The sequence below is a fragment of the Flavobacterium sp. genome, assembly GCF_049240005.1.
Classification (GTDB): Bacteria; Bacteroidota; Bacteroidia; order Flavobacteriales; family Flavobacteriaceae; genus Flavobacterium.
The window spans coordinates 18260-33908 of record NZ_JBMLTK010000063.1; the positions used below are offsets into that span (position 1 = coordinate 18260).

Consider the following 15649-nt stretch of genomic DNA (forward strand, 5'->3'; position numbering starts at 1 on the left):
AAAATAATAATTGATTAGAGTTAATTTTTGTTGTTAATAATTCGGATTTTGGATTAAGCGTCCGCCGCTTTGTATGATTTGATCGTTAGGTATCGGAAATACTTCATGTTTGCCAGGTATAAATGTTTTTCCATCGGCTGCCATTTTCTGCTGGGCTCGGCCAGTTCGAACTAAATCAAACCAACGATCGTATTCCATAGCCATTTCCCATCTGCGTTCATCCAAAAGCTGGTCGTAGGTAATGCTGGTTCGATCACCTAGTCCGGCACGAAATCGAAGTGTGTTTACGATGCTTAGTGCTTCGCTCGAATTTCCGAGGTTTAATGCAGCTTCGGCGCGAATGAGGAGTAAATCGCTGTATTTCAGTATTCGGTGATTTTTAGCTGTATTGCCCTTATCGCCATTCCATGGTTCTGCAATTTGACTCTGGTACGCTTTGTAATTGTATCTTGGATTCGCCCAAGTGGCAGGAGCAACAAAATTGTCCCACAACACAGAAGGCACAAACAGTATTGATGCACTTCTTCGAACATCACCCGACTCAAATGAGTTAGCTAAGTTTGCCGAAGGAGCGTTGAATCCCCAACCCAAATCGGGAGTGCCTCGCGGTCCTTGCACGTTTGTGTAATCACGTAAACCATTAGTTAGGGTAGCTTGTACCTCAAAAATCGATTCCGCTTTGTTTTCTCCAACTTCGCGCCAAACATCAGCGTAATTTGTTAAAAGCCCGTATTGTCCAGACGAAATAACTTCGCCTGCCATATCGTACGATTGTTGCCATTTTTGTTGGTATAAATACGCTTTTGCTAAAAGTGCTTGTGCTGCTCCTTTAGTTGCACGTCCTAAATCGGCGCTGGAATATGCCGATTTCAGCGGTAATCGCGTTGCAGCGTCGATAAGATCGGCTTCGATTTGTGCGTAGACTTCTTCTTTACTTTTGCGGACAAATACTACTTCATTGATCGTTTCATCATCGTTGATATCAATTTTTCCCGTAACTAGCGGAACTCCACCGAAACAACGAACCAAATCGAAATAGAATACGGCTCTCAGAAATTTAACTTCGCCAATAAAACGCGATTTTAAGTTTTCATCTATCGCAAGTTGCTCAAGATAGAATAACGCGTTGTTTGCTCTGTAAATTCCCTCGTAGCGACCTTTGTAAACATCACTAAAGGAAATATCTGTCGGATCAAACGTTAGATTGTCCATTTTGTGTTTGTCTGTTCCGGTATCTGATAAAGAAGAGCCTTTATCGGCATCATCGGAGGTTATGCTTGCGATACCAATCCACGAAAACGAATACATATTGTAATCCAATAACTTGTTGTAAACACCATTCACCAACTTTACGGCATTATTCGGATCATTTAAGAAATCAAATTCCGTTTGCGCTGTGTTCGGATCTACATTCAGATCGTCTTCACAAGCGGATAGCAAAAAACAAGCTAGTACGGAAAAGACGAATATTTTTTTATTTAAAGCTTTCATAGTCAATTAATTATAAACTTACATTTAAGCCAATAGCAAATGTTCGGTTAGTAGGATATGCATTTAACTCAATGCCAGCAGTTCCGAGCGGATCGCCACCGTTATTTCCAACAAGCTCTGGCGAATATCCAGTGAACTTTGTGAAGATGAATGGATTAACTGCTGTAGCGTAAATACGCACGCGACTAACTTTTTCAAGGAATTTAGGGAAGGTGTATCCGATTGTTATGTTGTTAATTCGGAAGAACGATCCATCTTCGATGTAGTAGGTAGAAGATCTAGGCACGTTGTTGAATGGGCGTGGATTTGTTGCATTCGGATCGCCCGGCAACCAGAAATCATCAAGTACTGCCGATTCCACATTTTCTCCACCAAAGCGCTGCGCCTTCTTACCATTGTATAGTTTATTACCTCCAACGCCGTAAGTATCGACACTAAAGTCAAATTGCTTGTAGTTTAGTGCAAAGCTTAGTGCGTAAGTATGTGTCGGAATATACGATCCTGCGGCAACACGTTCGTCGGAGTACGTAAATTCGCCATCACCGTTAAAGCCTGTAACATCGAAAACGTAAAAGCTTCCCAAAGGCTCGCCAACAAGGACTTGTTTTGTCCATTGTCCGTTATCTATAGAGCCGCCAATCAAATCGCTGAAAAATGAATTGTTGACTTTTTGAAGTTCGTTTTTATTGAGCGATATATTTCCAGAGACAGTGTAGCTAAATTCGTCGTTAAATTTTCCGTCCCATTTTAGCGAAATCTCAGCACCTTGATTTAATACAGTTCCTGTATTGAGCGTTACGCGATCTGGTGAAATTACTGAAGGTAATGTCACAGGTAAAAGCACATTTTCATTTTGACGGCGATAGAAATCAACCGTTCCCGATAAGCGGTTGTCAAACATTCTAAAGTCGAAACCGAAATCAATTTCCGACATAGTTTCCCAAGTTAAATTGGGGTCGATTTGATAAGGCTGAACATTCCCTGGAAAGATGTTTGCATCTGGGCCAAAGCTGTAGTTGTAGTTTGCGGCAAAAAGTGGAATGTTTAGGGCTGTGAGTGCATTAGCATTACCAACTTCGCCATATCCACCTCTAATTTTTACGTACTGTAGAATCTTATTTTGCTTGAAGAACGCTTCGTTAGATAGCACCCAGCCTGCAGAAACTGCTGGAAATACACCCCAACGGTTTGACTCCTGAAATCGGCTGTTTCCTTCCCGACGTACTGTTGCAGAAAACAAGTATTTGTTATCGAATTCGTAATCCGCACGAGCAAAATACGCTAAAGATACTACGGGAGTTTCTACGCGGTTTTGAGCAATTTGTCCTGGGGGTTGTTCTGTGTTGTAATCGGATAAATCGAGCGACCAATAGTTTGACTGTTCGGGGACATTCCAACGTGTAGCAGATAAACTCTCCGCATTATTTGTTGTACTGCGGTTCATACCAATAGTAGCATTAATAGTGTGCTTGTCTATTGTTTTTGAATAACTTATGAAGTTGTCCCAGTTCCAGCTATAATCATCGTATCGACGTTGTTGTAGTGTGTTAATTGGGTTGCTTACTGGATAGTCGGCAATTTCTTGCGTTGGATTTTCTGCCAACCAGATGTTGCGTGATGGCGTGTAGGTAAAGCCTTTTGCCCAATTAAAGGTCGAGCCAAAATTGGAGGTAAATTTGATGTCTTTTGTAATTTGAAGTTCGGCTGATATATTTCCGAAAACGGCTAGATTTTTATTTTGTTCGTTGTAGTAAAATAACTGTGCGGCTGGGTTTCCAACATTGTTAAAACGATCTGAGCCATTAATTGCCACCTGGCCCGTTGCGGGATCTCGTAACGGAACTCCCCAGCGTCCGTTTTCGAAACGAACGGGAACAATGGGCGATTGTTTATAGGCATTGGTAAATGCACTAAGCGGTTTAGGACTGTTGTTGGTAATCGCTAAATTTAAGTTTTGCTTAATGGTAACTTTACCGTCAAGAATTTTAAATTAATTTCTCGAACTTAAATTTGTACGCTCGAATTGAGTGCCATTTAAAATACCTTTTTCTTTGTAATTCGTTGCAGTAAACTGCATGTTTACGTTTTCGCTTCCGCCTGAAATTGAAATCTGGTGCGAACTAGTTTCGCCAGTATCGGTTATTTCGTCAAGCCAATTTGTATTGTAAGGTTGATCAAAATTGAAATAGGTCGACGATCCCAGCGCAGTATTGTTGTAATACACGTAGCGATAGGCATCTGCCATTTCAACTTCTCGCTGAATGAATTTCCGACCAACAAAGCCGTCGTAACTCACTTGTAGCTTATTTTTCTTTGCTTTTTTGGTATTAACAACGATAATTCCGTTTGCTCCTTTCTGTCCGTAGATTGCCAGAGACGACGCATCTTTCAGTATATCAATGTTTTCAATATCTCCGGGAGCGATACCGTTAAGGGACGTCGCTTCTAAACCGTCTATGATATACAAGGGCGTTCTGCCTCCTAAAACAGTTCCTAAGCCACGGATGATTACAGTAGGGTTTGCCCCAGGTTCGTCGTTTGTTACAATGTTTACGCCCGCTGCTTTTCCTTGTATAGCCTGAATAGCAGACTGAGCTGGTGTTTTGGTGATTTCGCTAGCTTTAATCTGAGCAACAGAACCAGTGATCGCACCCGCTTTTTTCGTACCAAATCCAACAACAACTACCTGCTCTAATTCGGTGCTAGAAAGTTGCATGCTCACTTTCATACCGTTCTTTGCCTGTAGCGTAATGGTTTTGTATCCTACGAAAGTGAAACTAAGCTTATCGTCGTCGGCTGCTGTAATGCTAAAGTTTCCGTCAAGATCAGCAGCAACACTTACCTGGCTAACTGTATTCGTTACCGTTGTACCGGGAAGAGGCAAGCCGTTCTCGTCGAGCACTTGTCCAGAAATTGTCTGTCCGACCGCAAATTGAAAGCTAGATAAAATGAACAGAAAGACTAATAGTTTTTTCATACCAAACTTCATTGGTAAGATTCGATTGCGAATGTAGCAACTAAATCGTTGTAGTTGTGGTACGAGAGAAGTTTATTATTTAATCTAAAATTTTAAATAAATTTATTTAAGTAATTGATTTTAATTATTTTAATTAAAAAATAAAACAAATAAAAATAGATCTCATGATGTAGTAGTGATGTGTTATGTAGATGTAAAATCTTGGCAAAAAAATTATTATCTACGTATTTTTAGGAACGATTTTATAGCGTATTCATAAATCTGTTCAAGCTAACTTCGGCATCAAGAGCTAATTTTTTGCGAAGTCGATAGCGGTGAATTTCGACACCGCGATAAGTGATATTCATAAGCGGAGCAATTTCTTTAGAAGATAAGTTCATTTTCAAGTAAATCGCTAGTTTAATATCTTTTGAAGTTAGGATGGGATAATTCTCGGTGATTTTCTTAACGAATTCGGCATGACTTTGCAAGAGGTTTTGTTCGAAATGTTCCCACTCTTTCTGGGTGATGCTGTGATTTTTAATCGCTTTCTTTATTTTAGTTTTGAGCTTCGTAACATCAGGTTCTTCTTCTACCGCAGCCGAAACAGCTTCAATGATTTCGCTGTGTTTAGCGATAGCTAGTGATTTTGAAGCGACTTCACTGGCTTTTGCTTGAATCTGCATTTCCAAAATGTGCTTTTCGTACTCTTGAATTCGCAATGCGTTCTGAGCTTCAAGCTCTAAGTTACGAAGCTCACTTTGATGTTTAATCTCTTCTTCTCTGATTGCTATTTGCTGTTTATATCGAAATTGGTTCCACTTGTAATATAAGAAAAGCAAAAGCGCTAGTGCACAAGCATAAATAACTAACATGTATCCCGAGAGAAACCAAGGTCTAGCAACTTCAAACTCGAAAATTGCCACACGAGTAAAGTTATTGTCTTGAATACTAAAGAATTCGATTTGCTGATCGCCGCTTTCTAAGTTATTTAAAATCAATCTATTATTGTATGGAACTGCTTTTATCTCATCGCCATTTCTGCGGTAGTAAATTTCTGTGGTATTCTGTCCGAAATATTTATGTAGGATGCGCAATTCCACAGGTCTTTTATAACCGACAACTGATCCTTCTTGTAAGCATTTTTGTTGTTGAAAAGCTTCAATGCTAATGTTATCGAGCAGTCGTGTGTTTTTTTGTTCGGTAAATTCTAAAAAGCCATCGTCGAGATTTACGGCATATTTAGATCCGAGCGTAAAAATCTTGGTATCTTGGTTAATCAATCGCCCACGATAGTATTTTTCAGGAATTAAATCCCACACAAATGAATCATTAACCAAACGCACTAAATACAATTGCGTGTTTTTTACTGCTAAAAGCGATTCTTTACCAGCGGCTGCCAATTCAGTAACTCCCCTAAATGCAGCTGTAAATTTGGAATCGTAGTTTAGCAGATTTGTTTTTTTGTTGGGAGTATACCATTTATCAGCAATTTTTACGTAAACGCTTTCGCGGAAAGAAAGCAGCTTAACACTAAAGTCGTTTTTAAAATTTTGTAGTTTACTGATGTCAGTAATTGTGAATTTTAAATTATCGTATTCGTAATCAATGCGATAAATGCCGCGGTATGCGTCGGCAGCCCACAACTGTCCCGGTTTACTTTGCACCAAGTTTTTAATAGGTTTGGTAAGTCCATTTATAACTAGGAATTTTTCCAAATTTAAGGGCGATTGGTACGCGATAATTCCCGCATAATGCGATTGAAAAATCAAAGGTTGATACACATCCGGCAAGAATTTCCAACCACCGGTTACTGTATTTACGCGCTTAATTCGATTTTGTTCGTAGCGAAACGTACCGTCGTTGTGGCCAATAGCAAATGCCGATCCAAAAGGTTCAATAGACCAAACTTGTCCCTGTGAATTTGGAATTAGCTCGAGTTTTTTTTGTTTGTAGGAGAAAAGTCCGTGGTTTGAACCAATTAAAACTTCGTCGTTATTCTTGTTCAAGGCATAAACAGATCCTAACTTTCCGGATACATCTGTGAAAAACTGAAAATTTGAATTGATTTCAATATGCGATATTCCATTGTCTAATCCCAACCATAAATCGCCTTCTAGATCGGTTTGAATTTGAAGTACCGAGTTGTTGCAAAGTCCGTTTTCCCGCGAAATATTTTTATAACTTCCGTCGTTTAAATCAATGATGTACAGTCCGTTAGAGGCCGTTCCGACCGCTAGTCGATTTTTTGAGAGAAATTTGGCACAAAGTATCAGTTCGCGTTTAAATCGCTGGTTTAAAGAATGATTCCAAGGTTTTGTAGTTCCTTCCTTATGACAATAGACGCCATTTTTTAGTGTAAAAATGAAATCGGTTCCCTGATTATTAGCGGCATGATGTACAATATTGTTGTTTAGAATAGTACCCAGTTCCAGATTTTCAAACGTACCATTTACATAGCGATAAATGCCTTTATTGGTTGAGGCAAACCAGATTTCGCTGCCAACGATAAAACAATAAGAAATTTGAAACGGAAGTTTTACAGCCTTTATTAGCTTACCGTCGTAGATGAAAATGGAATTAAACGACTGAAAATAGATTTTGCCCTCGTGGGAGAAGATTTTCCAGATTTCTTCATTCAGGGTGTTTCCTTTAAATAAATTTTTTCCCGCTGAAAGCGATGTGTAGGTTAACTGCCCTTTCTCGTAAAACCAATATCCAAATTCGTTATACGAGCCGCAATACACGCGATTTTCAACAGCAAATACCGATCGAATAATTGTTTTATTCGGCAAACGTTTTTTCTGCCAAACGGCACCATCGTATCGCAACAAATAGTTATTGTTGGCGAAATACATCGAATAATCGGAACCTTGAGATATGCTCCAAACCTGATTATCACCGAAATACTCAGATTTGGTAAAGTTCTCGACAAACGGCAGTAATTCTTGCCCAGACATAAAAAGTGGACAAAAAGCGCTCAAAATCAAAAACAACAATTGTTTCAATCTCAAATATTTTAACGAGTAAATGTAAATGAATTCAAGCTGTAATTGTAAACTTCGCGCCGTTTTACATCATTACATGTTTAAAGAGATCTGTTTAAATAATTGAAAATGATTTATTTATATGAATTTAGCTTCTTGCCGAATGAAAAATTTTTTTTAGCTGCTTTGGGAATTTTGATAGGTAGGATTCAGATACTTTTCTGCAAAGACAATAATTAGAAATCCAATGATATAGGCACAAATGTCTTCCCAAGCAAACGAGGTTCCTAGTATTGCTCGGGCTAAAGCCGAATGTTCCCATCCCAATGAAAAAATTAATCCAAGATATTGGGTTGTTTCAACAGCAAAGGCAAATAGCAAAACGCCGACGGCAGTTTTCAATTTCGAAACAGCAAAAACCGATTTCAAGGCGCAATAAATCAGTATAACCACAAGTACATCACCTACATATGGTCTTATAAATTTATCGTGAACAAATAAGGCAATTACAACTTCTACAAAAAAAAGCAAGACTGCCCAAGCGAAGTAGTTTTTGTTAAATCGAACGTTTTTCATAACAAACATAACTCGTAATAATTTCAAATCTTATTTCAGGATGTAACTTATTTAAAAGAAAACTTGCAATTGGAATTCAGCTGTCGGTTCTTTGTAGGAAAGTGTTTTCTCGAGTATTCACACATGTTTTATAAGTAAATAACAGTTCATGTTAAAATCAATTCATCACGTTGCAGTAATTTGTTCCGATTATGCGATATCTAAGAAATTTTATACCGAAATACTGGGCTTAGAAGTTATTCAAGAAGTTTACCGCCAGGAACGCCATTCGTATAAGTTGGATTTGGCATTAAACGGAAAATACGTTTTGGAGTTATTTTCCTTTCCAAATCCGCCGGAACGAAAATCGTTCCCAGAAGCATGCGGATTGCGGCATTTGGCTTTCGAAGTTGCCGATATAAATGCTATCATTGAACAGCTATCGCGCTTCCACATAAGTGCCGAACCGCTGCGCGTAGATCCGTATACGGGAAAGAAATTCACATTTATAAGTGATCCCGATAAACTTCCGATTGAATTTTACGAATTCTAAGTAGCAGGAGAATTGCTGTTTTTCTGGGAACGTACCGCGAAATCGCCCCAACTTGCAATCGCGTCAAGCAACGGTAATAAGGTCTTCCCGAAATCGGTTAACGAATACTCAACACGTAACGGAGGCTTTATCGTATACACTGTTCGCTTTACAATACCATCTGCTTCCAAATCTTTTAGCTGTAAACTCAAAGTGCGCTCGGTGATTTGCGGCATGCTACTGCGAAGTTCATTGTAACGAAGCGTTCCCGATTTTAAATGGTATAAAATGACGCTTTTCCACTTTCCACCGATCATATCCATGGTAATACTTGTACAACATGGATATTCTTTGTTGTTGAATGTCAACATAATACACTTTTTTACTACTATACTTTTAGACCGTACTTGTGTAGTATTTCTACTATACTTAATTTTGTTGCTATAAAAATTATAGTTCAAAAATACTAAAAAGATGAGTTCATTTATCGAGCATTTTCAAAAAAGATACACAACTAAGAAATACGATTCTTCCCGAAAGATAAATCCAACTATTTTGGATGAATTGAAACAAGCTGTGCGCTTAAGTCCGTCTTCAATTAATAGTCAGCCTTGGCATTTCACTTTTGTTTCCGACGAAAGCACGAAACAACAGCTGGCGACCGCTTCGTTGTTTAACGATAAGAAAGTTTTGGATTCGGATACAGTAGTGGTTTTTAGCAGAATTAACGACATCAGTTTTTTTGAAAAGCAAATACAGGAAAATTTGCCGGAAGGTGCCGTAGCGTATTACAACAACATGATTAAGCCTTTGCCAGAAGCTGAGATTAAAGCGTGGTTCGACAAGCAGGTGTATTTGTCTTTGGGTGTTTTACTCAGTGCTTGTTCGCAACTTGCTATTGATGCAACACCGATGGAAGGTATTGAATCTGAGAAGTATAACCAGATTTTAGGACATGACAAGTATCATGCCTTAGTTGCTGTTGCTTTGGGTTTTAGAGCCGAAGACGACAGCAATCAGCCGAGCGTAAAACCAAAGTCGCGCGTGGCCACCGACAAAATAGTAACCACAGTGTAAGTTTTTTACTAAAGATTGTTTTTATTGACTAAAACTGGGTACTATAAAAGTGCTCGGTTTTTTTGCTTTTATAGAAAATAAATCAATTTTGTATCTTGCTTGAAAAAGCAGCATGCAAAAGTATATTCATTGCTTTTATCTGATTTTGTTCCCTTTTTTGTCGTTTTCGCAAGAACTTTATTCCAAATCTTTTGGCAAACAAACAGATCCGGCGGTGGTTTTTCTTCACGGAGGACCGGGCTATAATTCGGCAAATTTTGAGGTAATTACTGCCGAAGCCCTTGCGCAAAGCGGCTTTTTTGTTGTAGTTTACGATCGTCGAGGCGAGGGGCGAAGTGCCAACGTGCCGGCTTCATTTACTTTCGAAGAAACTTTTTCTGATTTATCTGCGATCATCGAAAAATATCAGGTAAAGCAACCCACACTTCTCGGACACAGTTTTGGAGGCATTGTTGCAACGCTTTTTGCTGCACGCAATCCGCAGCAAGTAAAGAACGTTGTTTTACTGGGTGCTCCGGTTTCGTTGCAAGAAACTTTTAAAACAATCATTAAGAGCTGTAAAAGTATTTATCAAGCGAAAAATGATAGCGTTAATTTTCAGTATATTAATGCTTTAGAAGGTATGGATAACACTGGCATTGAATACAGTTCGTATTGTTTTTATCATGCTATGCAAAACAATTTTTATTCGCCTAAGCAGCCAACTAGTGAAGCACAGCAATTGTATTCTCTTTTTGGAACGGATGCGACGCTTAAGAAATACGCATCTAAAATGACTTATGAAGCGCCTCGAGGTTTTTGGAAACATGAAAAGTATACTACTTTAGATCTCAGTTCAACAATCGAGAATTTGCTGAAATCGGGCGTTGTTGTAAAAGGAATCTATGGTAAAGACGACGGTTTGTACAGTGCCGAACAAGTTGCGCAACTGCAACAATTGCTTGGTTCGGAGCAGCTTCTGTATTGGGATTCTTGCTCGCATAACGTTTTTATTGATCAACGTTCGAAGTTTATTACTGCACTAGAAAATTGGTTTAAATAACTTAGGCGTTATGAAAGTAAATACTGCAATAGTTCTTATTTTTTTATCCATTTTTGGTACGTTTGCACAGGAATTGGCCGAGGTTAAACACGTGATGTTAGCTTCAAAAGCGCTGCAGCAAAATCGAGAAATTTTAATTTATACTCCACAATCGTACAAAGAAAATTATCTGACACAGTACGAGGTAGTTTACGTTTTTGACGCGCATACGCGAGAATTTTTCGATCTCACACATTCCATGATTAGCTTTTTGTCGAGAGCTGATAAACAATATATTGTCGTCGGAATAACTTCGCCGTATAACGAAGAACTCGATTATTCCAGAAGAAATGATTTTCTACCGGAAATGCAAACTGAGGCAGCACGAAAAGCCAACGGTAAATACTGCGGAAATGCAGATAAATTTTTCCAGTTTGTCACCCAAGAAGTGTTTTCGTATATGCAAGAAAACTACCGTGTTTTAAGTCGTCGTAGTGCCATCGGACATTCGTTGGGCGCGTCTTTTCTGGTGTATTCGTTTTTGAAAAATCCCGACACTTTCGATAACTACGTGTTGATGTCGCCTAATTTAGCTTACGATTCCAATCGCTTAATGCGCGAACTAAAACAATTTGATTTTTCGACAATTAAGCCCTACAAATATATTTATTTGAGTTTCGCTAACGAAGCCGTTTCGTTTCCAGAATGGAAGCCAGCTATTGATGAGAGCTTTGTGCTTTTTGATTCGCTTCAGGGCAAGGAGAATTTTTACGTAAAGTCGGCTAGGTTTCCTGAAAGCAATCATTTTAGTTCGGCTTTACCGGCCTTAACCGCAGCTCTTTCTACCTATTTTACGCAGGTTTACGATCGGCAGCAAGCACAATTGTCCACCACTTTCGTAGAAGTGGAAGTGGTAGTAGAAGTTTCGAATCCGAAAGCAGAGTTATACATTACGGGCAATCAAAAAGCGGTTGGAAATTGGAATCCTGCTGCAGTAAAAATGAATCGGTTGACTGATAAAGAACGAAGCATCAAACTCAAGGTACAATCGCCATTTATTTTTAAGATTACGCAAGGCTCCTGGGAAAGCGAAGCTACTTTAGAAGGCGTTTCGGGTAACGTTTGTTTACATCCTTCAAACGAAAAACGCTACCGTTTTAAAGCGATAGCGTTTGCCAATGATTAAACTTTATTGTTTTATTTTCCCGGATACGCTTCGAGTGCGTTTTTAAGAATTTCGACTGCCTGAATTAAATCTGCTTTTTTCAAAACGTATGCAATGCGCACTTCGTCTTTGCCAACATTTGGTGTACTGTAAAATCCGGCAGCTGGAGCCACCATTACAGTAGCACCGTTGTACGAATACGATTCTAAAAGCCATTGCGCGAAGTGATCGGCGTCGGCAACGGGTAATTTTGCGATGCAATAAAAAGCACCTCGTGGTTTAGCTACTTGAACACCAGCTATTTTACTTAATTCTTCTACTAAAGTGTCGCGTCGTTCTTTGTATTCTGCAACAACGTCATCGAAGTATGATTGTGGTGTGTCTAAAGCAGCTTCGCTGGCAATTTGTGCAAACGTCGGCGGACTCAAACGAGCTTGTGCATATTTCATAGCAGTTTGCATTACCTCTTTGTTTTTAGAAACAATACATCCGATTCGCGCACCACACATGCTGTATCGCTTTGAAACCGAGTCGATCATGATGGCATTTTGTTCAATTCCTGCGATGTTTAACACGGATAAATGAGGTTGATCGTCGTAGATAAATTCGCGATATACTTCGTCGGCAATCAGAAACAAATCGTATTTCTTGACGATTTCTGCCAATTGAAGGAGTTCTTCCTTTGAATACAAATAACCGGTTGGATTCCCAGGATTACAAATTAAAATGGCTTTGGTTTTTGAAGTGATTCGTTTTTCGAAATCGGCAATAGGAGGTAAGGCAAATCCGGTTTCTATTCCTGAAATAATCGGAACCACTTTAACGCCACTGGCCGTTGAAAAGCCGTTGTAATTCGCATAGAAAGGTTCAGGAATAATAATTTCATCACCAGCGTCCATCGTTACACCCATCGCAAAAAGCAGCGCTTCCGAACCTCCTGTTGTGATAAGTATATCGGCTGTCTCAACTGGCAATCCGTGGGTTCGGTAGTAGGCCGCGAGCTTAGTGCGATACGATTCAAAACCAGCAGAGTGGCTGTATTCTAAAATTTCAAAATCAAAATTTCTTACCGCATTTAATGCAACTTCGGGAGTTTTTATATCAGGCTGACCAATATTCAAATGAAACACTTTGGTTCCTGCTTTTTTAGCTTTTTCGGAATACGGTACCAATTTTCGAATTGGTGACTCGGGCATAGACAAACCTTTCGCTGAAATTGTTGGCATAGTGATATAAAAATTTGAAATGCAAATTTGCAATAATTCCGCTACAACTGCCAACTTTTAGCTTTCTATTGTATCTTTAAGGTAAAAATTAACTAATGTTTCGTTCCAAACAGCATTTCCATTCTTGGTTCGTATTATTGGTTTGCTTTCAATCTATTTTAAGTCACGGTCAATCTGAATTTGTTTTTCCATCTTCCGTACGGAAAACCGTAATTCCCTTTACTATGGTGAATAACCTCATTATTGTAAAAGTTAAAGTTAATGGCGTTCCACTCAATTTTCTATTGGATACAGGTGTAGATGAAACCTTATTAATTGGACTAGAGAGTAATCAAGAAGTGTTTTTGAAAGAAGTGGAATCTGTAAAACTTATTGGATTAGGAAGTAACGAACCTATTAATGGTTTGAAGTCGAATGGAAATACTCTGGAAATTGGAAAATTAACGTCTGATGAACATATCATGTATGTGGTCACTGATGCGGATTTGAGATTTTCTGCTACTTTGGGAATAGCCATAAATGGTATCTTGGGCTATCATTTTTTTAAAAATCATTTTATAAAAGTTGATTACGAAAAGAGAAAGCTTGTTGTTTACAATAGAAAGTACTTTAATAAAAGTCGATTAGTTCGTAGGTACGCTTCTATTCCTATTAGTATCGAAAAGTCGAAGCCCTACATACTTCTAGAAACCCAAATACTGAAGAATTATCGCAGAGATTCTTTGAAATACTTGATAGATACGGGTAATAGTTCTGCAATGTGGCTTTTTAAAAATCATCCAAAAGTTGATACTATTTCCAACACAAAGTTTAACGATTACTTGGGTTTGGGATTCAGCGGACCGGTTTCTGGTTTTAGAACGAAAATTAACCAATTAAGTTTGGGAAGCTATCAGGTAAAAACACCCATAGCTGCCTTTCCCGAATTCGAATCGTATGCGCATTTGAAAATGGTTGATAATCGCGCAGGATCTATTGGTAGCGAAATCTTAAAGCGGTTTACTGTTTTTTTCGATTACGCTGATAAGGCTATTTACCTCAGGCAGAATGCAAATTTTAGCAGTGAGTTTGATTACAATAAAAGCGGTATTCATTTACAAAGTGAAGGATTCAGACTGGTTAAATTACCCGTACGTGAGCGAAAGAATGGAGCTACTCTTACATTGTCATTCGGCGATAGAGATGTAACCATTCAATACGAGTACCAGCTCAAACCATCCTATCAAATCGCTTACTTGCGCTGCGATTCGCCAGCAGAACGCGCAGGATTACACATTGGCGATGTAATTTCATCAGTAGATAATATTCCAACGGCTTTACTATCTTTAGAACAAGTTGCCAACTTGCTGAAGTCGGATAAAGAAAAAACAATCGATGTAGAAGTTGATCGCGATGGTGTTTTAATGAAATTCCAATTTCAACTTAAAAACATCCTCGACTAAGTCTATTTTTAAATTATGACTTATTTTTGCGCGAAACAACAACACAATGAATTCACCTAGCGGATCTCGATACGTTCAAAGAGGCGTATCTGCCGACAAAGAAGATGTACATCAAGCTATAAAAAATGTCGATAAAGGCTTGTTTCCGAAAGCTTTTTGTAAAATAGTTCCCGATTACCTTACGCAAGATCCCGAATATTGTATCGTTATGCACGCCGATGGCGCCGGAACTAAATCGGCTTTGGCTTACGCATATTACAAAGAAACCAAGGACATAAGCGTGTGGAAAGATATTGCCCAAGATGCTATCGTAATGAATCTCGACGATTTACTGTGCGTGGGCGTTACAGATAACATACTATTGTCGTCGACTATAGGTCGGAATAAGAACAAAATTGGTGGTGAAGTAATTGCCGCGATCATAAACGGCACCGAAGAACTTATTCAAAATTTGCAGCAACACGGCGTAACCCTTCACAGTACTGGAGGCGAAACTGCCGATGTGGGCGATTTAGTTCGAACCATAATCGTAGATTCAACCGTGACGGCACGAATCAAAAAAACAGCTGTTATTGATAACGGAAACATTGCCGTAGGAAACGTTATTGTAGGTCTCGCAAGCTTTGGAAAAGCCAGTTACGAACAATCCTATAACGGTGGAATGGGATCGAATGGACTAACCTCTGCACGTCACGACGTATTTTCGAAGGAAATTGGTTTAAAATATCCAGAAACCTTTGATCCCGAAGTACCCGAAAACCTCGTTTACAGCGGTTCACAAAAGCTAACAAACGAAATCGACGAACTTAACACCACAGTAGGAAAACTTGTGCTTTCGCCAACACGAACCTACGCACCCATTATTAAAGCAATTTTCGAGAAAATCGGACGTAAAGCCATCAACGGAATGGTGCATTGCAGCGGCGGCGCCCAAACTAAAGTACTGCACTTTGTAGAGCATTTACACATAATAAAAGACAATCTTTTTCCAGTACCGCCGCTGTTTGAAATGATTCAAGAGGAATCTAAAACACCGTGGCAAGAAATGTACAAGGTGTTTAACTGCGGACATCGTATGGAATTGTATTGCAACGAAGAAGTAGCAGCCGAGATTATTGAAATCTCAAAATCATTTGATGTAGATGCACAAATTGTCGGTAGAGTAGAGGCTTCCGAGGCGAAAAAACTAACGATTCG

13 protein-coding genes are annotated in these 15649 nt (G+C 39.0%); 6 read left to right on the forward strand and 7 right to left on the reverse strand.

Going from position 1 to position 15649, the window contains the following annotated elements; all coding sequences use genetic code 11:
- Positions 1–33 precede the first annotated feature (33 nt).
- The 5 genes from ACOVQQ_RS06740 to ACOVQQ_RS06760 all read right to left on the reverse strand — a co-directional run bounded on the left by ACOVQQ_RS06740 (position 34) and on the right by ACOVQQ_RS06760 (position 8010).
- Positions 34–1491: a RagB/SusD family nutrient uptake outer membrane protein gene (locus tag ACOVQQ_RS06740; protein ID WP_421817524.1), complete on the reverse strand. Its 1458-nt coding sequence runs from the start codon at positions 1489–1491 to the stop codon at positions 34–36.
- A gap of 10 nt (positions 1492–1501) precedes the next feature.
- Positions 1502–3475, reverse strand: coding sequence for a SusC/RagA family TonB-linked outer membrane protein (locus ACOVQQ_RS06745; RefSeq protein WP_421817536.1), 1974 nt, complete (start codon positions 3473–3475; stop codon positions 1502–1504).
- A 6-nt stretch (positions 3476–3481) separates the two neighbouring features.
- Complete coding sequence (locus ACOVQQ_RS06750) at positions 3482–4468, reverse strand: TonB-dependent receptor plug domain-containing protein (RefSeq protein WP_421817525.1); 987 nt, start codon at positions 4466–4468, stop codon at positions 3482–3484.
- 242 nt (positions 4469–4710) lie between these two features.
- The gene (locus ACOVQQ_RS06755) at positions 4711–7455 is read right to left on the reverse strand and encodes a histidine kinase (RefSeq protein WP_421817526.1); all 2745 of its coding nucleotides are present in this window, start codon (positions 7453–7455) and stop codon (positions 4711–4713) included.
- A gap of 156 nt (positions 7456–7611) precedes the next feature.
- Entirely contained in the window at positions 7612–8010 is a 399-nt protein-coding gene (locus ACOVQQ_RS06760; protein ID WP_421817527.1) for a DUF2809 domain-containing protein, read from the reverse strand.
- A 148-nt stretch (positions 8011–8158) separates the two neighbouring features.
- Between ACOVQQ_RS06760 and ACOVQQ_RS06765 the strand changes: the two genes are divergently transcribed.
- Positions 8159–8542, forward strand: coding sequence for a VOC family protein (locus ACOVQQ_RS06765; protein ID WP_421817528.1), 384 nt, complete (start codon positions 8159–8161; stop codon positions 8540–8542).
- Here ACOVQQ_RS06765 and ACOVQQ_RS06770 read toward each other — a convergent pair.
- On the reverse strand, positions 8539–8892 hold the full coding sequence (locus ACOVQQ_RS06770) for a winged helix-turn-helix transcriptional regulator (protein ID WP_421817529.1): 354 nt from the start codon (positions 8890–8892) through the stop codon (positions 8539–8541). The genes ACOVQQ_RS06765 and ACOVQQ_RS06770 overlap by 4 nt on opposite strands.
- A 103-nt stretch (positions 8893–8995) precedes the next feature.
- Between ACOVQQ_RS06770 and ACOVQQ_RS06775 the strand changes: the two genes are divergently transcribed.
- The 3 genes from ACOVQQ_RS06775 (at position 8996) to ACOVQQ_RS06785 (ending at position 11805) form a co-directional block, all read left to right on the forward strand.
- Entirely contained in the window at positions 8996–9598 is a 603-nt protein-coding gene (locus tag ACOVQQ_RS06775) for a nitroreductase family protein (RefSeq protein WP_421817530.1), read from the forward strand.
- Between the two features lie 112 nt (positions 9599–9710).
- Positions 9711–10640 carry an alpha/beta hydrolase gene (locus tag ACOVQQ_RS06780; RefSeq protein ID WP_421817531.1) on the forward strand — a complete coding sequence of 310 codons (930 nt, stop codon included), beginning with the start codon at positions 9711–9713 and terminating at the stop codon, positions 10638–10640.
- Positions 10641–10650: 10 nt separating this feature from the next.
- Positions 10651–11805, forward strand: a complete 1155-nt coding sequence (locus ACOVQQ_RS06785) for an alpha/beta hydrolase-fold protein (protein ID WP_421817532.1) — start codon at positions 10651–10653, stop codon at positions 11803–11805.
- 11 nt (positions 11806–11816) lie between these two features.
- On the opposite strand, the gene ACOVQQ_RS06790 is transcribed toward ACOVQQ_RS06785, so the two are convergent.
- Positions 11817–13010, reverse strand: coding sequence for a pyridoxal phosphate-dependent aminotransferase (locus tag ACOVQQ_RS06790; RefSeq protein WP_421817533.1), 1194 nt, complete (start codon positions 13008–13010; stop codon positions 11817–11819).
- A gap of 224 nt (positions 13011–13234) precedes the next feature.
- Here ACOVQQ_RS06790 and ACOVQQ_RS06795 point away from each other — a divergent pair, with 224 nt between their 5' ends.
- Together ACOVQQ_RS06795 and ACOVQQ_RS06800 are read left to right on the forward strand one after the other, a co-directional pair.
- On the forward strand, positions 13235–14452 hold the full coding sequence (locus ACOVQQ_RS06795; RefSeq protein ID WP_421817534.1) for an aspartyl protease family protein: 1218 nt from the start codon (positions 13235–13237) through the stop codon (positions 14450–14452).
- A 46-nt stretch (positions 14453–14498) separates the two neighbouring features.
- The coding region (locus ACOVQQ_RS06800) for an AIR synthase related protein (protein ID WP_421817535.1) at positions 14499–15649 on the forward strand (1151 nt) is incomplete at its 3' end.